Origin of the sequence: Limosilactobacillus oris DSM 4864 (assembly GCF_001434465.1) — a bacterium.
In the GTDB taxonomy this organism is placed as follows: Bacteria; Bacillota; Bacilli; order Lactobacillales; family Lactobacillaceae; genus Limosilactobacillus; species Limosilactobacillus oris.
This window is the reverse complement of sequence record NZ_AZGE01000001.1, coordinates 177856-198530: the sequence shown is the minus strand read 5'-3', so window position 1 is coordinate 198530 and position 20675 is coordinate 177856. Positions and strand designations below refer to the sequence as shown.

General features: G+C 50.1%; 18 protein-coding genes, 1 tRNA gene and 1 riboswitch. Of the genes, 8 read left to right on the top strand and 11 right to left on the bottom strand.

The genetic code is table 11. The features are described 5' to 3' along the window. Positions 1-106: 106 nt before the first annotated feature. From msrA to FC49_RS01015, 3 genes are all read left to right on the top strand, one after another. Positions 107-631 carry a peptide-methionine (S)-S-oxide reductase MsrA gene (gene msrA, locus FC49_RS01025; protein WP_040458656.1) on the top strand — a complete coding sequence of 175 codons (525 nt, stop codon included), beginning with the start codon at positions 107-109 and terminating at the stop codon, positions 629-631. 61 nt (positions 632-692) lie between these two features. Next, on the top strand, positions 693-1466 hold the full coding sequence (tpiA, locus tag FC49_RS01020; RefSeq protein WP_056983819.1) for a triose-phosphate isomerase: 774 nt from the start codon (positions 693-695) through the stop codon (positions 1464-1466). A gap of 22 nt (positions 1467-1488) precedes the next feature. Next, positions 1489-2226: a DUF975 family protein gene (locus tag FC49_RS01015; RefSeq protein WP_003711857.1), complete on the top strand. Its 738-nt coding sequence runs from the start codon at positions 1489-1491 to the stop codon at positions 2224-2226. Positions 2227-2313: 87 nt separating this feature from the next. On the opposite strand, the gene FC49_RS01010 is transcribed toward FC49_RS01015, so the two are convergent. After that, complete coding sequence (locus tag FC49_RS01010) at positions 2314-2628, bottom strand: hypothetical protein (RefSeq protein ID WP_056983817.1); 315 nt, start codon at positions 2626-2628, stop codon at positions 2314-2316. Between the two features lie 72 nt (positions 2629-2700). Next, positions 2701-3351, bottom strand: a complete 651-nt coding sequence (locus tag FC49_RS01005) for a phosphatase PAP2 family protein (RefSeq protein ID WP_003711848.1) — start codon at positions 3349-3351, stop codon at positions 2701-2703. Positions 3352-3471: 120 nt separating this feature from the next. Between FC49_RS01005 and FC49_RS01000 the strand changes: the two genes are divergently transcribed. The 3 genes from FC49_RS01000 to FC49_RS00990 all read left to right on the top strand — a co-directional run bounded on the left by FC49_RS01000 (position 3472) and on the right by FC49_RS00990 (position 9832). Next, on the top strand, positions 3472-4722 hold the full coding sequence (locus FC49_RS01000) for a chloride channel protein (RefSeq protein WP_056983815.1): 1251 nt from the start codon (positions 3472-3474) through the stop codon (positions 4720-4722). A 157-nt stretch (positions 4723-4879) separates the two neighbouring features. Beyond that, positions 4880-5551 (top strand): hypothetical protein, encoded by a 672-nt coding sequence (locus FC49_RS00995; RefSeq protein ID WP_003711841.1) that lies wholly within the window; start codon positions 4880-4882, stop codon positions 5549-5551. Positions 5552-5845: 294 nt separating this feature from the next. Next, positions 5846-9832 carry a mucin-binding protein gene (locus FC49_RS00990; protein ID WP_056983813.1) on the top strand — a complete coding sequence of 1329 codons (3987 nt, stop codon included), beginning with the start codon at positions 5846-5848 and terminating at the stop codon, positions 9830-9832. A 125-nt stretch (positions 9833-9957) separates the two neighbouring features. Here the strand turns inward: FC49_RS00990 and thiE are convergent, their stop codons facing one another. From thiE to xerS, 6 genes are all read right to left on the bottom strand, one after another. Continuing rightward, the gene (thiE, locus tag FC49_RS00985) at positions 9958-10611 is read right to left on the bottom strand and encodes a thiamine phosphate synthase (protein ID WP_003711899.1); all 654 of its coding nucleotides are present in this window, start codon (positions 10609-10611) and stop codon (positions 9958-9960) included. Next, positions 10601-11422 carry a bifunctional hydroxymethylpyrimidine kinase/phosphomethylpyrimidine kinase gene (thiD, locus tag FC49_RS00980; RefSeq protein WP_003711888.1) on the bottom strand — a complete coding sequence of 274 codons (822 nt, stop codon included), beginning with the start codon at positions 11420-11422 and terminating at the stop codon, positions 10601-10603. Before thiD ends, thiE begins: the two co-directional genes overlap by 11 nt. Positions 11423-11436: 14 nt before the next feature. Next, positions 11437-12201, bottom strand: a complete 765-nt coding sequence (thiM, locus tag FC49_RS00975; protein ID WP_003711802.1) for a hydroxyethylthiazole kinase — start codon at positions 12199-12201, stop codon at positions 11437-11439. 53 nt (positions 12202-12254) lie between these two features. Further along, a riboswitch (TPP riboswitch) is annotated at positions 12255-12360 on the bottom strand. Positions 12361-12610: 250 nt separating this feature from the next. Beyond that, positions 12611-13258: a site-specific integrase gene (locus tag FC49_RS00970; protein WP_003714840.1), complete on the bottom strand. Its 648-nt coding sequence runs from the start codon at positions 13256-13258 to the stop codon at positions 12611-12613. Between the two features lie 17 nt (positions 13259-13275). Further along, the gene (locus FC49_RS00965; protein WP_003714885.1) at positions 13276-14130 is read right to left on the bottom strand and encodes a patatin-like phospholipase family protein; all 855 of its coding nucleotides are present in this window, start codon (positions 14128-14130) and stop codon (positions 13276-13278) included. A 406-nt stretch (positions 14131-14536) separates the two neighbouring features. Beyond that, on the bottom strand, positions 14537-15601 hold the full coding sequence (gene xerS, locus FC49_RS00960) for a tyrosine recombinase XerS (RefSeq protein WP_003711918.1): 1065 nt from the start codon (positions 15599-15601) through the stop codon (positions 14537-14539). A 93-nt stretch (positions 15602-15694) separates the two neighbouring features. On the opposite strand from xerS, the gene FC49_RS00955 reads away from it, so the two are divergent. Together FC49_RS00955 and FC49_RS00950 are read left to right on the top strand one after the other, a co-directional pair. Beyond that, entirely contained in the window at positions 15695-15934 is a 240-nt protein-coding gene (locus tag FC49_RS00955) for a hypothetical protein (protein ID WP_003711892.1), read from the top strand. Beyond that, complete coding sequence (locus FC49_RS00950) at positions 15935-16330, top strand: ASCH domain-containing protein (RefSeq protein ID WP_003714793.1); 396 nt, start codon at positions 15935-15937, stop codon at positions 16328-16330. Between the two features lie 62 nt (positions 16331-16392). Here the strand turns inward: FC49_RS00950 and FC49_RS00945 are convergent. The 3 genes from FC49_RS00945 to FC49_RS00935 form a co-directional block, all read right to left on the bottom strand. After that, positions 16393-16466, bottom strand: a tRNA-Pro gene (locus FC49_RS00945). Positions 16467-16713: 247 nt separating this feature from the next. Further along, positions 16714-17571, bottom strand: coding sequence for a 5'-nucleotidase, lipoprotein e(P4) family (locus tag FC49_RS00940; RefSeq protein WP_003711804.1), 858 nt, complete (start codon positions 17569-17571; stop codon positions 16714-16716). 138 nt (positions 17572-17709) lie between these two features. Continuing rightward, on the bottom strand, positions 17710-20628 hold the full coding sequence (locus FC49_RS00935) for a YfhO family protein (protein WP_056983811.1): 2919 nt from the start codon (positions 20626-20628) through the stop codon (positions 17710-17712). Positions 20629-20675 lie beyond the last annotated feature (47 nt).

Genomic DNA, 20675 nt, shown 5'->3' with positions numbered 1-20675 from the left:
TCAGTGCTTGTCTCACTCTCTTTCCTACTTCCAAGCAGTTTTCTCTGTTTTCGTCTGCTGAGATTGTATAATGAGGCCACTAAAACAATCGGAGAGGACGATTAACATGAGTTTAGATACAGCGATTTTTGCGGGTGGGTGCTTCTGGTGCATGGTTGAACCCTTCGATACGTTTCCCGGTATCAAGTCGGTAGTGTCCGGGTATACGGGTGGGCACCTCGCCAACCCGACCTATGAGCAGGTTTGTGCCGGCAATACCGGTCATACGGAGGCAGTTAAAATCACTTTCGACCCGGATGTGGTTTCTTACGATGAATTAGTGACTATTTATTGGCACCAGACCGATCCCACCGACGCACTGGGTCAGTTCCAAGACCGCGGTGATAGCTACCGACCAGTAATCTACGTCAATAGTCCGGAACAGCGAGCGGTGGCCGAAAAGTCGCGGACGGCTCTGCAAGCTAGTGGCGAGTTCGGTGATGCTCAAATTGTAACCCGAATCGAAGATGCCCAGCCCTTTTATCCTGCTGAGGACTACCACCAGGATTTTTATAAGAAAAATCCCTTCCGCTACGCAATCGAAGAGCAGGGCGGTCGGGCCCAATTCAAGCGCACCCACTGGCAAAGCTAGGTGTGCAATTTTCCTCCAGATATGCAATAATTATTAAAAACGTTTACATGGAGGAAGACTCATGCGAAAACCATTCATTGCTGCTAACTGGAAGATGCACAAAAACGTCGCGGAATCCGTTGACTTTGTAAACCAGATCAAGGGGCAGCTGCCTGATCCGGCAAAGGTTGAAGTCGGCATCGCGCCACAGGCATTTGCCCTATACAGCATGGCCCAGGCTGCCGGTAAGTCTGGCCTCAAGATTATCGCCCAGAATGCCGCGGCAGAGTACAGCGGCCCCTTTACCGGTGAGCTGAGTCTCCGGGGACTGCGAGATCTTGGGACGGATTATGTTATGCTGGGCCACATCGAACGCCGCCGGTTATTCGGTGAGGATAATGAAACGGTCAACCGCAAGGTCAACGCGGCTTTACAAATGGGAATCACACCGATTATCTGTACCGATGAGACGATGGTGCAAAAGGAAGTCAATGGCGAGATTCACTATGTATTCCAGCAACTGATGAGCGTTTTGCGCGGGGTTTCCCTCGACCAAATTCGCAACGTCGTGATTTCCTATGAACCAAGTTGGGCGGTCGGTGCCGGTCAGCACGCCAACGTGGCCCTGGCCGAAGAGGGTTGTCGGACGATTCGCCGGACCATCGCGGACAACTATACTTATGAGATTGCCGATAAAATCCGGATCCTGTACGGGGGAAGCGTCAATCCTGATAACATTAAGGAGCTCATGGCCAAACCCGACATTGATGGGGTCCTAATTGGCCGGGCCAGTCTGGATGTTGACAATTTCTTAAAAATGGTCAACTATATGGAAGACGAAGAAAGTAAGAAGTAGTTGTTTGTAAGGGGGAGTTACGTTGCAGACACGGCGGGAATTAAAAGCAAACGCGCAGACATTATTGGCTGGCAATTGGGGAACGGCAATCAAACTAAATATCGTACCGGTGATTTTCCAAGTGCTGACTGGACTGATAGTGAGTGGAGCAGTAGCCAGCTTGGGTTTCTACTTCGTCCATTTCCACCCGGGGATAGCGCTGAGCGATTTTACGTTTGACTTTGGCGATGACTACTCGATCCAGCAATCTTTTATCAGTGGCTTGATCACGACCTACCTGTTAGTCGGGGTGGACTTTGCACTGATCGATTGGCTGCGTACCGAGTTGGCCCCAACCGCCCCGTTTAAGAAGGCCTTTCAGGCTTTTACCGGGAAGTACATTATTCCGGTCTTTGTTTTATTTGTTATCCAGTGGGTCCTGCTCTTTTTGTGGACTTTGCTGTTGTTTATTCCGGGAATTATCAAGAGCTTCTCCTATTCACAGACCTACTACCTGTATAAGGACTTGCAGGAGGCCGACGCAAGCGGTCACATCGGCTACGTTGACTATGTGACCCTGAGCCGGCGCTTAATGGACGGTCATAAGTTGGACCTCTTCATTCTCCGCCTGAGTTTTATTGGCTGGGATATTCTCGGCTGGCTGACCTGCGGAATCGGCTTTATCTGGATTACACCGTATAAGCATATGACCTACATGAACTTCTACACGAGTCTGGTTGAGGGCCACGACTTGGTAAGCGAAGCAGAGGCACTGCATTAGGGAAGAGAAAAAGAGGTTGGAAAATTAATTCCAACCCCTTTTTTCATTTTAAAGTTATTGAGAGGGCGGACCAAGTTCCGCTTTTTCTCATTCGTTTTTGTTAATACTATCGGCATAGTTCCGGGCATTTTGCAATTCGTAGACAACCCAGGTTTCAATCAGGGTGATCACACAAATAACGAGGAACGTGTACACGTCAGGCAGGACGAAGAGGAGGAGCAGGAAAATCCACGAGATCCAACTCCATTGGTTCTCAATTCTGATAATCCTTGCTACCCGCTTCGTCGGTTGGGCCCGGCCGGACCGGTAAAAAATGTCCCGAACCTGCATGAATAAGCGGACCTCAGCAACGCTTTCAATCAGGAAAATCGCGGTTAGTGCAATCAGAAAGAAATTTTCCATCAATTTCACCCCATTCCATTATTATAATTAGCCTAAACATCATTCTACCCGTTTCACTGCTGTTCGGCAAACCTAATCCGGGTAGGTTGTGATTGGTTCAATTAGCCACTTGTGTAAGTGCGGTCGTAGTGCTGTGGCGAGCATGAACCAGCCGGCTGCCAAGAGTAGGCCTGCGGTGACGTCGCTAGCATAGTGGACCCGTAAGTAGACCCGGCTATCCATGATTGCCAGAATGATTATGGCGGCTAGTAAAGCTAATAGCCAGCGCTCCCAACGGCGCTGGAGGTGTGGCCAGAGCAGGGCCACCACCGTCAGGACAAAGACAGTCATCCCAAAGGTGTGGCCGCTGGGGAAACTGTAACCGCCAATGCTGACCAGCTGGTGGGACGGCCGGGGACGGAGGACCGTATGCTTGACCGCAAAGAGCAGCAAGCCGCCAATAAAATTGACCGCCCCGTACCACATGCTATCACTAATCCGCTGGCGCCACCATAAATAAAGCATTAGGGCAACCGTAGCGCCACCGAGGACGGCTGGTTCACCTAACGTGGTTAGCCCTCGTAGGAATGCTGTTTTGGCGGGGGTGGCAGGTTGGGTGAGTTGATAGCCGAAAGTGTCGTAGCTTTTGAGCCAAGCACGGCCGTGCAAGTAGGCAAGCATGAAGATCAAGAAGCCTAGCCAGCAGACCCCGCCGCCAATTAGTAGTCGTTTGCTATTTATCATTGTAATTCTCCTTCGTCCTTATTCTACCAGATTTCTCCCGTAGCCCGGCGAAAAGGCTTGGGATTTTGCCGAAGCATGATAAAATGATAAGCGATTGATAGAAAGGTGGTAATTAGAGGGATGGAAGAGAAAAGCAGTGGTTGGGGGCTGGCTGTGACCACGATCATCTTAGGAACGATTGTCGGTACCAGCTCGCTTCTCCTAAGCGTGCTGCTGGATTTGACCGAGCACGTTTTCCTTCACTTTCGGGAAAGCAATCTAGTGCCGGTTGACATCAGCGCGGGGCCTGGGCGGCGGTTCTTGTCGGTCTTAGTGGGGGGAATCGTCGCGGCCATTATTTGGTACTTCCTCCAGCGCAAGTACCACCCGGTTAGCATTACGAAGGCTTTGGACGGCAAGACGATGCCGTTAGGGAAAACGTTCGTCCACGTCTGCACCCAGATTTTCTTCGTGGGAACGGGAAATTCGATTGGACGCGAACTGGCGCCACGGGAAGCCGGGGCGGCCATTGCGCAGAAGTGGACCCGGGCTACTCACCGCTACCCCTGGCTTTACTTAAACCGCGAAGACCAAAAGATACTGATCGCTGCCGCGGCGGGAGCGGGGTTCGCCGGGGTCTATATCGCCCCGATTACTGGAGCGGTCTTTTGCATTGAACTGCTCTACAAGAAGGTTAACGCCCGAGTAGTGGCGGTCAGTCTGACCATGTCAGTGATTGCGACCTTGATTGGGTCGATTGTCAAGGGCTATGAACCATACTACTTGGTGGGGAGCCAGCACTACGGCCTCCAGCTCCTTCCCCTGGTAATAGTCTTGGGAATCCTCAATGGGACTGCCGGAACGTTCTTTAAGGCGGGCGTCAAGCTGGCAAGCAAGCACCGGGCAGTCACGAAAAACGTCCTGGTCCAGCTCCCCCTGTTAGCGGTGCTAGCCGGGGGCGTTGCCAGCTTCTATCCCCAGGTGATGGGGAATGGCCGGGGGCTGGCCCAGCTGGCGATGAACGCGAATACCAGCCGTCAGGCGTTACTGCTCCTGCTCTTTGGGCTGGTTGCGAAGGTCGTGATTACCCTCGGGACCATTAAGTGCGGGGGCTATGGTGGAATCCTAACTCCTTCCATTGCTGCTGGAGCGGTGATTGGGGTCTTTGCCGGGGTCGTTTATACCGCTCTGGTTCCCGGTATTACCCTGGCCCAGACGGCGGTTCTCGGTGCTGCCTGCTTTTTAGCGGCGTCCCAGCAGGCACCCTTGATGGCAATGTTCATGTTATTCGAAGTTTGCCACTTGGACTATACCGCGTTGCTGCCGCTGGCCCTAGGGGTGGCGTTGGCTATCAGCACAAGTAAGGCCCTCCAAAAACGATTTACCTATTGAGAAAACACATAATTATTGCTACCATAAATAGTGGTAGAGTGATTGCCTACCGGAAGAGACGCGGGTGCGAGCCCGAGTCTCTTTTTTTGTCTAAGTAAGCAGCAACAAGGTATAATAAAAGAAGAGACACGGGTGTCACATTAACGGGGGTTCCATAATGGAATATAGAGAACTGCTGGCTCGGTTGGCGGAGTTCTTTAACACGTGGAATAGACGCCACGTTCCCGCTGGCCAGGTCAATCGCCTGCAAATCAAGATGCATGAACAGACAATCAACTACGTCTTTAACGGACAGGTTCTGTGTACGGTTGAAGTTGTCGCTGATCAGGAACTGCGTAATTCGTTGAACATTAACCCGCTCCTGGCAGAGAAGCGGTTGCTATTAAGCATTTTGGAAACAACCAGTAGCCTAGCGACTAGTCCGGATTTGCAACAAGTTACGGACAGTCGGGAGCGAGAAGAGGTGGTTGTGCTCCTCCTGCGCCTTTACCACGCTTTGGAAATGGACATAATCAAATCTTTTCCGGAGGTGCGGGCGCTCTTTAACCGTAAGTATTTTCGCAAGCAAGGCCGGACCGCGACGGAACGAATCAGGCTAATGGAGTCAATTGAACGGTTCCGTGATGACCTTGATAGGTATTTTTACCGCTGGTCAGGCGCGGGCCCAGATGGCGCGGTAGTTGCAGATTATTTGGCAACGATGTCGGTTGCGGAATTGTGCGTATTGCTCAATGCGACAATTATCGTGACGGGTGAGCAAGGTCGGTGGCCAAATGTAACGACTGCAGCCCGGATTGTGACCAAACTAGCATTTCCACTGAAAAAGTAAATATTGATTGAATGGAAACGGCTGTTTTTCCCGTAATGACGGGGAGAACAGCCGTTTTGGGCTTTTTACTAATGATTCGATAAGGACGAAAAAATTTTCCATATTTGTTCGGTTAAATTATAACGAAAAATATAAAATAAACACGATTGTCAAAATATCTGGGTGAGAGTAAACCCATTCACCTGATAAGTCCAGAACGTTCCCTGAAACTAGACGCATTTGACTGATTTGACTAGGAAATGGTCAATCCATATAATTATTGACGTTTCACAATTTTTGAAGGGAAGATTAGAAATGGTTTCTAGAAATAATCAGTGGTACAAGCTCCAACAGGGAATGGAGCAGGTGCCGCACTTTGGTATTCGGAAGTTAACGGTTGGCGTATCGTCAGTATTGCTCGGCTTGTTATTTATGGGGATAAACATGACAACCGTCCATGCCGATACCGCCACGCCGGCGACGAATAGTGCCAGCCAGGTGGCCGCCCAGGGAACGACCACTACGGCAAATACCGGGGAGAAAGCAAATCCAGAAACTGCACAGAGTACGGATGAAAACGCAAAACAACACCTATCTGACACTCTTAAGTTAGCCCAAGAAGCAGGTGTGAATGTTACAAAGTCAGGGACTAAGGTGATTAATGGTACCAACGCAAATGATGCCGAGAATCAAGCAGCCTTAGACTATCAGGGTCAAAACGAACAAGTAAAGAAGGCATTTGACGAGCAGCAAAAGGCCAATACACAAAGTCAGGATGAGTACAATAAGGCCTTGGAAGCATATAAACAGGCTCTTAAAGATAAAGGCTATCCTGTAAAAGATGGGGCTTTAACAGGAAACGACATTCAACAGAATTTAATTTTTGGTGATGAGCCTAACGTTGTAGTAAACGGAACCGTGACGGATAATCGTTTGATGATTGAAACCGGAAATGACATTAATTACAAGCACCCGACGTTTCCAAGTCAGGGAAATTATCATGAAATTGTGTTTAAGGATGGTAATAGTACAGCGGTTGAAAGGGAACTGGGAGAATTTACATTTACCAATCTCCAAAATTCATACTACGAAGGGAGAAAGATTAGTAAAGTTGTAGTCTCGTTTTCCAATCTAGAACGTGACGGTCTGACGGATAGCCATTTCGGCAAACATTGTGTCGTTATTTATGATAATTTGACTAAGGGGTTAGAGTTTGCCGGAACGTCAATTGATGTTACTTATCGTTTTTATGATGAGAACGGACAATTAATTACGTTAAACTTAAAAGATTCATATATTGTTCCCGCATCGCTAAATAACCATGGGAATGATAAAGAAAGTCAAACGGGTGTCAACATTGAAAGTGTTGAGTTGCTTTCTGATGGTAAAGCTGAACAATTGTTGGGTTCGTCTGTAGCTGTTGATGGCAATAATGAATACTCTAACCATTTTAATGACGGTGACTGGGATCAATCAGTTACCGATGACCCACATGGAAAACGGACGTATGGTTCAGGACTTTTTAACGTTTCTGGAAACCATGTAACTTTGCGGTTTTATACTCAGGTAAGCCCGGATGTTGCAGCCAGTTTGAATAAGTTGACACCAGATGAGTGGAATAATGGAAGTATGTGGGCAATCGTGCAAACAGTGATTCCAACTTACGATGACCCAGTGCCACCCGTAAAAAAGAACTCCAATGCTAAAGTTGCCTACCATGATGTTGAGTTGCATGTTAATGGTAGTCAGCATGTAACAGTTAATATGCCAAATGGGAAAACTACCACTACCCCGGCTGATCAGTCGTATCAATTCACAAAAAGCGCCAATGGTTGGGGTAGCGAACATCGTTTTGAAGATTTCACGTTAACGATTATTCCGGGCTATCACGTTGATTCGGTTATTGTTAATGGAAAACGGGCAGATGACCAGGTTAAGAATAATATTTTAGCTGGTCAAAGTGTGACTGCAGATAACCCAAATGCTGATATTGTGGTTAACTATGCCGCCGATAATCAAGCGACTAACATTGTCTATGAAGACAAAGATGGCAATATTATTAAAAAAGATATGGTCAACGGTAAAACCGATGAGACGGTTAATACGGATTCCTCTGTTCCCGATGGTTGGAAACTAATTCCTGGGCAGACAATCCCCAGCAAAGTTACTTTTACGGGTGATAAGACACCTGATACTATCATAAGTGTCGAACATGTCACTGTTCATGTTGACCATGACCAACCAAAGCAGCCTGGAGCGCTTATTCCAGGGACTAAGGATAAGCATTTTCCTAGTGGTGTAAAACAAAACGACTTAAACAGTACCGTTACCCGGACAGTCAGGGTTACGGAACCATATAAGGGCACGTCAACTATTAAGCAAACTGTTGCCTTTACTCGGGACGTAACCGTAGATGCTGTTACCGGCGAGGTTAAGTATCAACCGTGGTCTGAAGATGGTAATCATACCTTTAGTAAGGTTGATATTCCGGTCGTTCCAGGTTATACGCCGAGCCAATCAGGTGTTGATTCGTTGACCGTTAAGCCGGGTGATAGTGACTCTACCATCACAATCACCTACACGCCAAATAACTACGCCGGCAAGGTTTCCTACATTGACGACCAGGGCCACGAGCAATCGGCAACGGCTTTGGCAGGTCACATGGACCAAACTATCGACATTGATACTGACAATGTCCCGGCTGGCTGGGTTAAGGAAGATGGACAGAACCTGCCGAAGAAGATGACGATTACTGACCAGGGGATTGCCACGGCCTATGTTCACATCAAGCATGGCAAAGTCGTTGTTAACCCTGACCAACCGAAGACGCCACAGGACAAATTACCTGACAACCCTAGTCAGGGCTACCCAACTGGTGTCGATTCTGACAGTTTGAACAAAACCATCACCCGGACCATTGAGGTACTTGACCCTCATACCGGCAAGACAACCACAACGCAAACTGTCTACCTGACCCGGCAGGCAACGGTCGACGAGGTTACTGGCCAGGTCACTTATGGTGATTGGACGACCGGAGAATGGGATGAATTTGTCGTTCCTGCCGTTGCGGGCTACACGCCAAGTGAAAGCAAAGTTGCCAGTCAAGCGGTTACTGGCCAGACCAACGACACCACCGTCACGATCACTTACACAGCAAACGACCAGCAGACTAACATCATTTACCGGGACAAGGATGGTAACACCATCAAGACGGATACTGTCAACGGGAAGACTGACCAGACTGTCAAGACGAACTCCACCGTTCCAGCTGGTTGGGAAGTTGTGACAGGCGAAAAGCCAGCTCCAAGTGAGATCAAGTTTATTGGTGACCACACACCGGACACTATTATTACCGTCCAGCACAAGCATGACATCGTCAAACCTGGGGATGATCAGCCAACTGGACCGCTACCGGGTGACAAGGACAGAGATTATCCGCAACTAGAAGAACTGGCTAAGAATGTCCACTTCACAGTACGGATTACTGATCCGCGGACCGGCGAGGTGACGACGAAGGCTCAAGAAGTCGATTACGTTCGCCAGGCGGATATTGATGAGGTTACCGGGGATGTTACTTACAGTGACTGGAAGCCGGCCGCGGCTGAAGCTAGCGCTGACGCAGACGCTCCACAGTCCCAGTCCTTTGCTGACGTGGTTGTGCCGACCATCCAGGGCTATACGGCTCACTCCCACCGAAGCCACGCTGCTAGTGATGAACTGCGGCTCTTCAAGGCTCAAACCGGCGATGAGTCCGTTGACACTGACTTGGCTGTTGATCCTGACGGCTCCGTCAAGGTCAAGGGTGATAGTAACGTTACCGCAGGCACGCCAGACCGCCTAGTAGAAGTGACCTACACGGCAAACCCACAGAGTGGCAAGATTATCTACGTTGACCCGAATGGTAACCCGATTGCCGAAACACCGATCCAGGGGGTTACCGATCAGACGATTCCGTTTACGCCGCAGATTCCAGCGGGTTACGAACTCGTGCCGGGTCAGACTATCCTAACTGAAATCACCTTTAATGGCGATGGTCAGCCGGTGGTCGTCAAAGTTGAAATTGAAAAGATTCCAACGCTTAATAATCGTGGTGGTAACGGCCAGGCTAACGGCGGTTACTATAATGGGACGCGTCTGGAAAACGACGGTAGCCAGGCGAACGATAACGCCGCTGGTCAACACCAGGCTAATGACCAGCAGTTGCCACAAACTGGGGACGAAAATTCCAGTGCCTTAGTCGGCCTGGGCCTGATGGGGATTACCCTCGGCATGTTTGGCCTCAAGAAAAAGGAAGATAACTAATTTAGCCTAAATTCACTGCTCACTCTTCTCCCCCCCCCAATTACGTGAGTGGGCAGGAAGCTAAAGGGCCGGTTCCATAAACGGAACCGGCCCTTTTCCTCTGGGCTTAGTTGACATAATGACAGTTACGATTGAGAACTAGCCGTCAACATCTGATGGACGGTCTGAGAAATGTCGTCACTCTGGAAAACCATAGAAATCACCGCGGCGCCCGCAACGCCGGTGGCAAGGGTTGCCGCAATGTTGTCAGCGGTAATGCCGCCAATGGCAACGACCGGCTGCTCGCTGAGGCGGTTGAGCAGTGCCAGCCGGCTCAGGCCCAGTGCCGGATCCGCGTCTGCCTTTGACTGGGTGGGGAAGACTGGGCCAGAACCGATATAGTCGACGGCTGCCAGCTGGTTGGCTTTTTCGATTTGCGCTGGCCGATTGCAGGAGTAACCAATCATCAATTTCCCTTGGGCCCGCTGGATAACCTGCTCAATCCGCTGGTCCTTTTGGCCGACGTGGACCCCGTCAGCGCCGACCGCTAATGCCAGTTCCTCGTCGTCATCGATGAAGAAGGGGACCCGGTAGTGCCGGGTTAGTTCCCGGAGTTGCTGAGCCAGCTTTAACCGCTGGTCGGCCGAAAGGTTAGAAGAGCCCTTTTCCCGGTACTGGAAGGCTGTTATCCCGGCCTGGAGTGCTTCTTCCGTCTTGGTCAATAGTTCTGCCGGGGCGTGGTGGGTATCCTGGCTACCGCCGACCAGGTAGGCCCGGAGCATGGTTGGCTCAAATTTCATCCTGGTCACCGCCAATCTGGGCCCAGTGGTTGAGGGGGCCGTGCCCATGGCCGACATTGATCCCGTCTTTGATTGTGGCCTCCACATAGACTTTTCCAATTCGAATTGCCTCTTCCATTGACTTTCCCTTGGCAAGCTCCGCAGTAATGCAAGCAGAGATGGTATCACCGGTGCCGTGGGTATTATGGGTTGGTATTCGCTTGGCGGTCAGCCAAAAGTTATGGCCGTTTTCAAGCAGGACAAAGTCGTTGGCTTCATCCGCGCTGGCAAAGTGGCCCCCTTTGACGAGGACGTTCTTGACACCCATTCCCTGGAGGAGTTTTCCCACCGTAATCATGTCAGCTTCCGTTTGAATTTTCATTCCCGCCAGTTCTTCGGCCTCAGGCAGGTTGGGGGTGACGAGACTGGCGAGGGGGAGGAGCTGGTCACGGACGGTGGCGATGGCGTCATCGCTAAGTAGCTTGGCGCCGCCCTTGGCAATCATTACGGGATCAACCGTAACGGGGCCAAAGTCATACTTTTGCAAGTTCTTGACCACCGCCGTGACCCTGGTTGGATCGGCCAGCATCCCGGTCTTACAAGCCCTGATTTTTAGGTCGGCTGCCAGTGAAGCACACTGCTCGTCAATCAGCTTAGGCGGCATTGGCAGGGCGTCCTGGACTCCCAGGGTGTTTTGGGCGGTCACCGCCACCACCACCATCGTTGCGAAGACTCCCCGCTCCTGCATGGTCTTAAAGTCAGCGGCAATCCCGGCCCCGCCACCACTATCGGTTCCAGCAATGGTCAGTGCTTGGGGGAAATTATTAGTCATCTTGCTCATCCTTTCTATGCTAAATCTTCGTCGGTAATCATCGTCAGTTCATCAAGGAAGTGTTCTTGCCAGCTGCCAAGCCCGTTAGTGCCCTTGGTGGCGTTCTTTCCAGCAGTTGTTACGAGCCGGCAACCGAGCCAGCCGGCGGTCACGGGATCTGCTCCCTGGCCGAGCAGGGCGGCGATGATGCTGGAAAGGATATCGCCAGAACCAACGTTGGTGGCGAGCCGCTCGGTTCCGCGGTCATTGTGCCGCGTTGCCTGGCCGTTAGTGATAACATCGACCGGTCCGGAAAGGACTACCGTGGTCTGGTAACGGCTGGCACACCGTTCGGCGAGGGTGACCAGGTCGCCATCACCGGAGCCCGCGTCAATTCCGTGACCGTCCCAGTCAACTCCGGCCAGGCTGGCAATTTCGCCCGCATTTCCCCGGATAACCGTGAACTGGTGACTGGTTAGCAGGTCGTGGTTGATTTGTTGACGAAAGGCGGTAGCCCCGCAGGCGACGGGGTCAAGGACCAGGGGCTTGTGGAGGCGGTTAGCCGCGGCCGCTACGGCAGTAAGCTCTTTGCAGAGTTCGGCCGTCGGTGTACCGATATTCAGAGTGACCGCGTGGGCAGCTGCTACCAGGTCGGCAGCCTCTTCTGGTGCTGTCGACATAATTGGGGAAGCGCCAATCGCGCTGAGGGCGTCGGCAACTTTCCCGCTGGTAACCGTGTTGGCAACTGTAAATGTGATTGGGTGGTTCTGACGAACGGCCGTAATTAGATGATTATCCATTAAAGTTCCTCCTAACAAAAAAGTGGTCAGGTTACACTGAACCTGACCACTGGTGGTTTAAACGCACATTTTCCTTCGCAAGTATCAACTTGACAGGTTCTAGAGTCCACGGCTCTGGCCGTATCTCAGTCCGGTAAACGGACACCCCTAATGTAATTACATTATTTAATTGACTTAATTATACACTAACCAGGGTACTTTGCCTAGTTTACATAATTTCGAATATCTTAGTGATCTCTTGCAAAACGTAAACTAGACGAAGGGGAAGCAGTTAACCATTAGCGGATTAGTGGCAGTTTTGAATCACCGTGGAGTGCAGTTAAGGTGAAGGAATAATAAATAACGTTGCAAACCAAGATCTTAGTTCGCAACGTTATTTTAGTTTACATAATTCCAGATACAATAATTACTACTCAAATTTAAAGTTCTGCACTACTTTATCAAGGTCCTCCTGCTCAATCCCGAGGTAGTGACGGGTGTTGCGCTCGGAGGAGTGGTTGAAGAGCTGGGAGATAATTTCAACGTTGACGCCCTTCTTGTAAAGTTGACGGCCAAAGGTTTTGCGGAAGGAGTGGGTACCCAATTTTGCGGCTAGCTGAGGGTTGCCTGTTTTGCGTCCCATTCGTTGAAGCATCTCGTAGAAGCCATGGACGGAAAAGTGGCCATCCTGGTTGCCAGGAAAGAGGTAGTCGTTTTCGTCATGGTAGTCCAGGTCATTGAGATAGTTAATGATTTCAGCCAGACAATTATTCCAAAAAAGCGTTTTGGCCTTCCCGGTTTTCTGCTCAATCACCCGGGTCTTGGTCTTATTGAGGACGTGCCCAACACGGAGGGTGACCACGTCTGAGGCCCGCAGGCCATTATTGAGGGCGATTGCGATCATCAGGAGGTTGCGGTTGACCAGTTCCGGTCGTGATGCCGCCTTGATGGTGGTACGCAACTGCTCATATTCCGTGAGGGTCAAAAATTTAACGTTCTCGACCCAAATTTTCCGTCGCCCCTTAACCTGGCCGTTGGTCTTGTTCTTCGGAATGTATTCCCGCTTTTTAGTTGACATAATATCATATCCTTTGATTACTTTTCGAGGTAGGCAATCATCTGGGGAAGGTATTCCTCACACTCCTTCTTTCCCCGTTCATAGAGTTTGCGAATCTTCCTGACGTTTCCCTCAACCCGCTTGATTTTGATGGGCTTCTTCGGCACAATATCAAAAATCTTGCCATCGTTAGCCAGCCGGTTAAGCTCGGTGATTTGCCGGTTGTAGACGAGGGGACGGTTAATCCCCGCTTCAGCAAACTGGGGGTACTCCTTGTAAAAACGGTGGTACAGTTCCTGGACTGCCCGACTGGATGGCTTTTTCCGGTACTTGGCATCGCGGGTGCGGACGACAACGATTTTATCGAAGCCCTGCTGCTGGGCGATGTCGTAGGGAATCGAATCAGCAATGCCACCGTCGAGGCACAGTCCCTGGCTGGTTTCTTGCGGATCCGAGAGGAAAGGCATTGAGGAAGACGCTTTAAGTGCCTGGTTTAGTTCATCACCAGTAGGGTCGGTAAAGAGGACCGCCTTCCCGGTATTAAGGGACGTGGCAACGGCTGTAAAGTGGGATGATGACCGCTTATAGGCCTGTTCGTCGAAATTACGCCAGGAGTAACCATGGTCCTCAAAGAGATAATCAAGGTTGATAATCTTTTTCTTAAAAACACGGGCCATTGAAATGTACTTTCGATCATGCCGGTAGTTGATATTGATGCTGGCGGCCCGGCCGTACTGCTTAGCAACGAAATTAACGCCGTTGAGTGAGCCGGCAGATACCCCGATGACACTCCGGAACTCAATATGGTGAGCGAGGAAGGTGTCGACGATTCCGGCCGTGTATTGCCCACGAAAGGCACCACCCTCAAGAACAAGTGCTGCATTGTATAACATACTTCTCTAAGTCTCCTTTTTTTGCCGTTAAAAGAGGTCATTTAACGTAAGCCTGTTTTTCAATAAAATTATACAACAGTCTCACGCAAAATGTCACCCATTTAAAAGCCTATGAGAACGGCATTTGCGACCTGTGATAGTAAGACTCTTTTATCAAAAGAGTCTTACTAATTGCTTTTTAGTGGTGAATCTGGCCAGATTTGGGAAATTAACTCTCAGACGTTCTGAAATCATTTTCGATGGGTAAGTCATCAACTGGAAACGTCTGAGCGGCAAACTAAGTGGGAGTAGGATAAAATAAAACATTCGTTGACCCACGGCCCGCTTAGCTTGCCAGCCAGTGACTGTGTTGATGCATTTTACCTTTAAAATAGTTAAAAGGCTGGGTCAATTCCCAGCCTCTTAACTATTTCTTTTCTTTGCTAATTTCGTCTAATGCTTCCCGCTGTTGGGTGACACCAACGTGAGTGTAGAGATCGGTTGCCGATGTTCCTTTCTGCCCCAGTTGCTGGGCGACCAAGACCTGGTCCTTGGTAACCTCGTACATCTCCGAAGCCAAGGTGTGACGGAGTTTGTGGGGGGTAAGGGGGTGACCGAAGGCGGTTGAGTACTTTTTAACCATCCGTTCGATCGCATTGGCGGTCATCCGCCGGGTTTCGCCGTGGTAAACTGTCAAAAAGAAAGCTGTATCTTTCTTTAATGCGTGGTAACGCTGGGCACGGATTGCCAGATAGTCTTGAACGTACTGGATCGACCAAGGAGCAATCGGCACCGAGTCACGTTGCCCACCCTTACGCACGACGTCGAGCAGTCCCTGGTTGATATTCAGGTCGCCAAGGTTAACATTCGCCGCCTCGGAAACCCGCACCCCAGTTCCTAAAATTAAGGCAATGATTGCAATGTCCCGTTCCCGGTTGACTTTAAAGGCGGGAAGAGCACGCTTGTCACACTTGTGCGGGTACTCATTTTGGATAAAGTTAATGAAGTCAAACTTCATTTGCCCCCGATACATGTGCGAAGACAAGGTATGGGCCCGGTAGTTCAGGGTCTGTGTATCATTTAAGGAATCAATCTTCAGCATAACGTTGCGGTAGAAGTAAGGTTCTCCGTCATTGATATCGGCAGTGACCGTTAAATATTTGAATAGGGAACGGAGGGCGTTGATTGACCGGTTGATGGACGTCGGCGAATTTAGCCGCCCCTGTGCATTTTGGGTATGTTTGAGGTGGTCGATGTAAAGCATGATATCGTTTCGCCGAAGTTTTTCCAGGGCCTTAGTGGAAATACCGGTGTTATCTTGGGCGTCCGTCAAGCCGCTTACCCGAAGCCAGTCAAAAAAACGGCGGATTTCGGTTAGGTACTGGTAGGTTGTCGTGACGGCATGGTTGGTACCAAGGTAGTATTCATTGACGTAGTCCGGCAGCTTTGCCAGTTCGGACTGAATTAGGGTTAGGTATTTATCTGCTTCCATGTTTCCACTCCTTGAGAAAGTCATAAACTTATTATAAAACGAAATTGGCGAAAAAGTGTACAATAGGAGTGGTACAAAAAGGAGGAACAAAAGATGAGTATTGAAAAAGACCGGGCCTTCGCGGAAGTTTTGCGGCAGTTATCGACCGCGGAACTGCTGGATCGCTACTATCGGCAGACCCCCGAACTAACGGATAAGGTCCTGACGAACAAGATAGACGACGAACAACTAGCGGAAGGGCCGCTTACCATTAATGGCGTCCAGATGAGTGAACAGGATGCCCGTGATTATCTGATTATGCAGCTGGTTAAGCGGAGCCACAAGGAGAAGTAGATGAAAGCTCTCTCCTTACACCCGGAAAACGCAGCGGCAGTAGCCTGGGGCGATAAGCTGGTTGAATACCGAACCTGGCAAACCAATTACCGTGGACCGCTACTGATTTGCGCTAGTGCAAAACGTCAGCCTGGTTTTCTTGCCGGGCATGCTCTCTGCGTGATGAACTTGGAGGGAATCTATCACTTTCCCGACGGTAGTTATGGCTGGCGCTTTTCCCCGTTTCAAACTGGGCTGTCTTACCACATCGAGCCGGTGGCTGTAAAGGGGCGGCAACGCTTGTTTAACGTTGCTGATGCCCTAATCCGTCCGGTAGACTGGGAGCACCAGGGCCAGGTCGATTGGGACCGGGCTGAGCAGTGGTTGGTTGAAGTTTACCGGCCGCTAATTCAATAGTAGGTAAAAAAGAGAGCTTGATAAAAGTTGTTAATGACTTTTATCAAGCTCTCTTTGAGTAGTCGGGAAAACAGGATTCGAACCTGCGACCCCCTGGTCCCAAACCAGGTGCTCTACCAAGCTGAGCTATTTCCCGAATATACGTTGCTCATTTGACAACGTTTATTATTTTACCAATCTATTCGGTGTTCGTAAAGCACTTTTTATGATTTTCTGTAAATTTCTGTTCTGCGGGAATTGATTTACGATGATGAAATTATGTAAACTAACGACCAGCCAAGTTCAGTCCCACTGTCCCTGGCAGGCCGTTTATTTATGTTCGCTTGTTGTTTTAATTGCTTAAACGTGTAGAAATATCCTTGCTAGTGCGGTTTGAAATCAACTTATGGTTCAGTAACGGTCTTGTTTTCAACCTTGTTGGTCTTAGGGTTAAAGTAGGTCAAGTGGGACTTGCGCGCCTGATTCTTTTTGGCATCACTGATGCTGTAATCATTCCCGTAGAGGGCAGCTTCCCAGCCGCCATACATTGGACATGGGAGGACGATGTACTTGCTACCAAACTGGTTGGTGTTCTTTAAGACATCATTATAGCGTCCCTTGACGGAAGCACTCTGGGGATCATTAAAGTCGGTTAGACTATCACCAAAGAGCATAATGACGTTATTATGCCGTTCGATGGCCTGCCGCCGACTTTCCTTGGTCTTGTCTTTTTTACCCTTGAGCATGATGTGGTCATTGGTTGCCTGGGGCAGGCCCTGGTCAACGAGGTTTTTCTTGGTTGCCTTTAGCTGGTCAGTTGTGCGGTCACTAACGTAGTAGATTTGGACGCCGTTTTGGTTTGCGTAATCCAAAAAGTCCTTTGCTCCAGGAACGGGCTTGGCCTTCGCAGCGCTAACCCAGGTATTCCAGTACGTAGGAAATTGTCCATTGTGGAGGGCGTTGTAAGCCTGGTAGGGTGAATTATCAAGCACCGTTTCATCAATATCTAAAATAATGGCACGGGGTTGGTCGCTTGGCTGGGCTAAACTTTGGTTCAGATTTTGCCGGGCAACGTTGTACCCCTGTAAGTAGAGCGCTTTACATTCTGCCGATGTCTGGTACCAGGCAACCGCCATGGTGTTCTGGTTGCCGAGGTCAGTTTTGGCGGCCGTAACGGTGGCTGTCCCACCGAAGCCAAGGACGCTTAGTGTCATTAACGTTGCTGCGCCGGCTTCCATCGTTATTTTTCTTAACTTATGCATATCTTGGACATCCTCTCGATAAAGTGATAAATCTACACTCTCTAGATTATAGCAAGCGCTTACATCTGAGGGAATGACCTAATAAAAAAGGCACCGCCGATACAAAGCGATACCTATTAAAGATGGAATGTAAGGACACTACTGCCGGCGATGATGCCAGATGACAGTAGCTCCGGCAGCAATGACGACCCAGATAAGACCAACCAAACTAATTTTGGCCCCGGTAGTTAGTCCCGGAGTTTGATAGTTAAAGGTGATCCGGTGGTGGCCCTGGGGGAGCCAAACACCGAGAAAGGCTTGGTTGGTGCGAACCGTTTTCGCCCGGTGTCCGTCAACGTTGACTGTCCACCCAGTAGAGTAGGGGATCGAGGAAGTCAGGATCCCGGAACGCGGAGTGGTAATTGTCCCGCTGACCTGGTTCCGCTTGAATTGGAGGTTAGTCAGGGCGTGCTGCTGGATGGCCCGAACTTGCTGGTCATAATGACTGTCAAGTTTTTCGGCCACCACCTTGTAGTCTAGCTGGTAAGTGCCAAGCTTAGATGGTTGGAAGGTCAGCGTTTCCGGCAAGCCCCCCTGGTAGTAACCAATGTTTAAGGTCGAATTGGTGACCTTCTTAAAGAGGGAGAGGACGTTTTGCTTTGCCTGGACCACGCTGGCAGTGCCAAACTTGCTTGTGTAGTTTAACTTAAAGCTGATATCCGGCGAGCCGTTGAGCACGTGGTAGCGCCAGTATTGATACTTAGTGAAGCGCTGGTTGATGACGCTGCCCGGGTTCACCGCCATCTGCTGGAGGTGTTCCTGGTCATACTTGATCTGTTCCTTCATGCTAAACGGCGTGTACTTAATTTTGGAGAATTCAATGTGTAATTCAGTCTGTTTGAAGCGCTTGGCAAACTTCTTATTCTCCAGTTCTGGGAATTGCAGCTGGTAGGTTTCATCACTGTCGGTATACTTGAGCTGGTGGGGGTTAACCTGGTTGAGCCGATTGGACACCAGAACACTCTTGAGGGTGTAAACCTGGTTGTGAAGGTTGGCCGGCCGCATCCCCTTGATCGAGCCGTCCACCAATACTCCTGCCGCAAGCGCCCGTTCTTTAGCGGTTGGCGAAAGACTACGGTAACGCTTGGCGCTAATGTAGTCGCCTTGCCAGTAAAGCAGTGGAAAGGCCTGCTTGCTCTGGTAGCGGATTGTCTGGGTCGGCACAAAAGGTTCCTTTCCCTTTTGGATGGCCCGTGGATTGGGCTGACCGCTATCATAGTTGATAACCGGGTCCGTGGCCTTATCCATGAAGTAGCCGGCCGGGACTTTCGTTGCGTTCTTGCCGTTACTCTGCACGAAGAGGTACTTTACACCAAAGAAGTTGTTCATGACGCTCCGATCATCGGCCTGGCGGATGGGGATGTTCGCCTGGTACTGGTTGTTTTGCAAGCTGGTGTTGAACTGGCCCAGGTACTTATTTTGCAGGGAGTAATAGGAGTCAATATTATTAAGCCCGGACGTAAGGTCATTATCGAGGTTTGGCCCAAGGTCGTCGGCACTCCCGCTGCTATTGATGATTTGGTTCTGACTGACGGTTGAAACCCGGTAGAATGGCTTTCCCGTTAGTCCCTGGTCGAGGCCGCCATAGCGGTTGGCGGTAATTGCCTGGTACTCACCCCGGCTCAGCATATTTTTCGTGAAGTTTCCGTTATACGGGAAGGCGGAATAAACCGCGTTAAAAGCCGCGTTAAGGACGATTAAGCCGAGCAGCCAGCGGTCAGGCGATTGCGGGCGGTGCAGGTCAATCATCCACAGGGTCAGCAATGAAACAATCAGGAAAATAACCGGCATGAAAATATCATCATTGTTCTCAAAGAAGAAGGTGACGATTAGAACCAGCAGGTAAACGCCGGTGGCCCAGCTGAGGATCCAAAGGTCGCGGTGGCTCAGCTGGGGAGCGTTCTGGACGAGAATGCAGACTGTCATTGCTAGTGGCAGGTAAATTAACAGTGTCCAGCGGTTGGAAGCCGACATCATCCCGTTAAAGAAGGCCCCCACAGCTGGGATGAGCAGCATGATTAGTGCCAAGGCAAGACTAATCGTCAGAAGGGGGTACTGCTTGGGCCGGCTGTAAATGTAGATTAGGGCCAGAAAGCCGATGGAGACGATCCCCAAGGCTGTCCAATACATGAAGTACCACTGTCCACCATTAATCAGCTGCTTAGGTAGAAAGAGGTAGTAGTAGAGGGGGTAGGCCTTTAGACCGTTCGCAAATTCCGACCCAGTCCGGGTAGAGTTCATGACGGCAATCAGTTCCGGAACCAGCATGACTGCGGAAACCAGGATACTGCTAATGGTGGCAAAAGCAAGTTTAGCAAGCGTTTGCCAGTAGTTCAGCTTTGTCCGGTAATGGGTAGCAACGCGCAGGATCAGGTAGAGCACGGCGCCGATTCCCAGGACGAAGGCAAAGTAGTAATTACTGATCAGCATCCAGGTAAAGACCCCCACCAGTGGCCAGGCACTTCTTCCCTGAAGGACCCGTTCTAGCTGAACCACGATCAACGGGAAGAGGATAAATGGCGTTGTGAAGAAAGGCTGGGCAATGCAAGCGTACAGGAGAAAAGCATTTACCATGTACGTTGCCGCCCCCGCTAGAATAACGTTATCCCGAAAGCGGAAGTGCTGGGCAAAGTAGACAAAGGCTAAGCCAACACAGTACAGACGGATCACCGTGATTACCTGGTAGGCGAGTGTCATTTTAGCGGCCGGGAAGAGGAGGGCGAGGTAGGCGAAAACGTCACCGATTGTATAGTAGGAATAAACCTGAAAAGTATCGGTCCCCAGCCCCATCTTCCACGACCAGTACTGAAACTGCCCGGGATGGTGGAAAAAGTGGATTAAAGCTGCCCGGTAGTTTGCCATTAATGGCAGGTGCTGGTTGAGGGCGTCCTTACTGAGGATAAAAGTATGCCCAGTCAGTAAGTACGTGCCAAAGATACAAACCGCCAGGAACGCAAACATCACCGTGTATTTGAGGTAGAGCTGTTTTACCGGCCGGCGGGTAAACGTGAAATTCATTGTTCAACTTCCCATCTTTACTTAATCAAATATCCTTATTTTAGCAT

Bases quoted from the DNA above. Each gene is read 5' to 3' on its own strand.
- msrA (WP_040458656.1), top strand. From the start codon at position 107: ATGAGTTTAGATACAGCGATTTTTGCGGGTGGGTGCTTCTGGTGCATG.
- tpiA (WP_056983819.1), top strand. From the start codon at position 693: ATGCGAAAACCATTCATTGCTGCTAACTGGAAGATGCACAAAAACGTC.
- FC49_RS01010 (WP_056983817.1), bottom strand. From the start codon at position 2,628: ATGGAAAATTTCTTTCTGATTGCACTAACCGCGATTTTCCTGATTGAA.
- FC49_RS01005 (WP_003711848.1), bottom strand. From the start codon at position 3,351: ATGATAAATAGCAAACGACTACTAATTGGCGGCGGGGTCTGCTGGCTA.
- FC49_RS01000 (WP_056983815.1), top strand. From the start codon at position 3,472: ATGGAAGAGAAAAGCAGTGGTTGGGGGCTGGCTGTGACCACGATCATC.
- FC49_RS00995 (WP_003711841.1), top strand. From the start codon at position 4,880: ATGGAATATAGAGAACTGCTGGCTCGGTTGGCGGAGTTCTTTAACACG.
- FC49_RS00990 (WP_056983813.1), top strand. From the start codon at position 5,846: ATGGTTTCTAGAAATAATCAGTGGTACAAGCTCCAACAGGGAATGGAG.
- thiE (WP_003711899.1), bottom strand. From the start codon at position 10,611: ATGAAATTTGAGCCAACCATGCTCCGGGCCTACCTGGTCGGCGGTAGC.
- thiD (WP_003711888.1), bottom strand. From the start codon at position 11,422: ATGACTAATAATTTCCCCCAAGCACTGACCATTGCTGGAACCGATAGT.
- thiM (WP_003711802.1), bottom strand. From the start codon at position 12,201: ATGGATAATCATCTAATTACGGCCGTTCGTCAGAACCACCCAATCACA.
- FC49_RS00970 (WP_003714840.1), bottom strand. From the start codon at position 13,258: ATGTCAACTAAAAAGCGGGAATACATTCCGAAGAACAAGACCAACGGC.
- FC49_RS00965 (WP_003714885.1), bottom strand. From the start codon at position 14,130: ATGTTATACAATGCAGCACTTGTTCTTGAGGGTGGTGCCTTTCGTGGG.
- xerS (WP_003711918.1), bottom strand. From the start codon at position 15,601: ATGGAAGCAGATAAATACCTAACCCTAATTCAGTCCGAACTGGCAAAG.
- FC49_RS00955 (WP_003711892.1), top strand. From the start codon at position 15,695: ATGAGTATTGAAAAAGACCGGGCCTTCGCGGAAGTTTTGCGGCAGTTA.
- FC49_RS00950 (WP_003714793.1), top strand. From the start codon at position 15,935: ATGAAAGCTCTCTCCTTACACCCGGAAAACGCAGCGGCAGTAGCCTGG.
- FC49_RS00940 (WP_003711804.1), bottom strand. From the start codon at position 17,571: ATGCATAAGTTAAGAAAAATAACGATGGAAGCCGGCGCAGCAACGTTA.
- FC49_RS00935 (WP_056983811.1), bottom strand. From the start codon at position 20,628: ATGAATTTCACGTTTACCCGCCGGCCGGTAAAACAGCTCTACCTCAAA.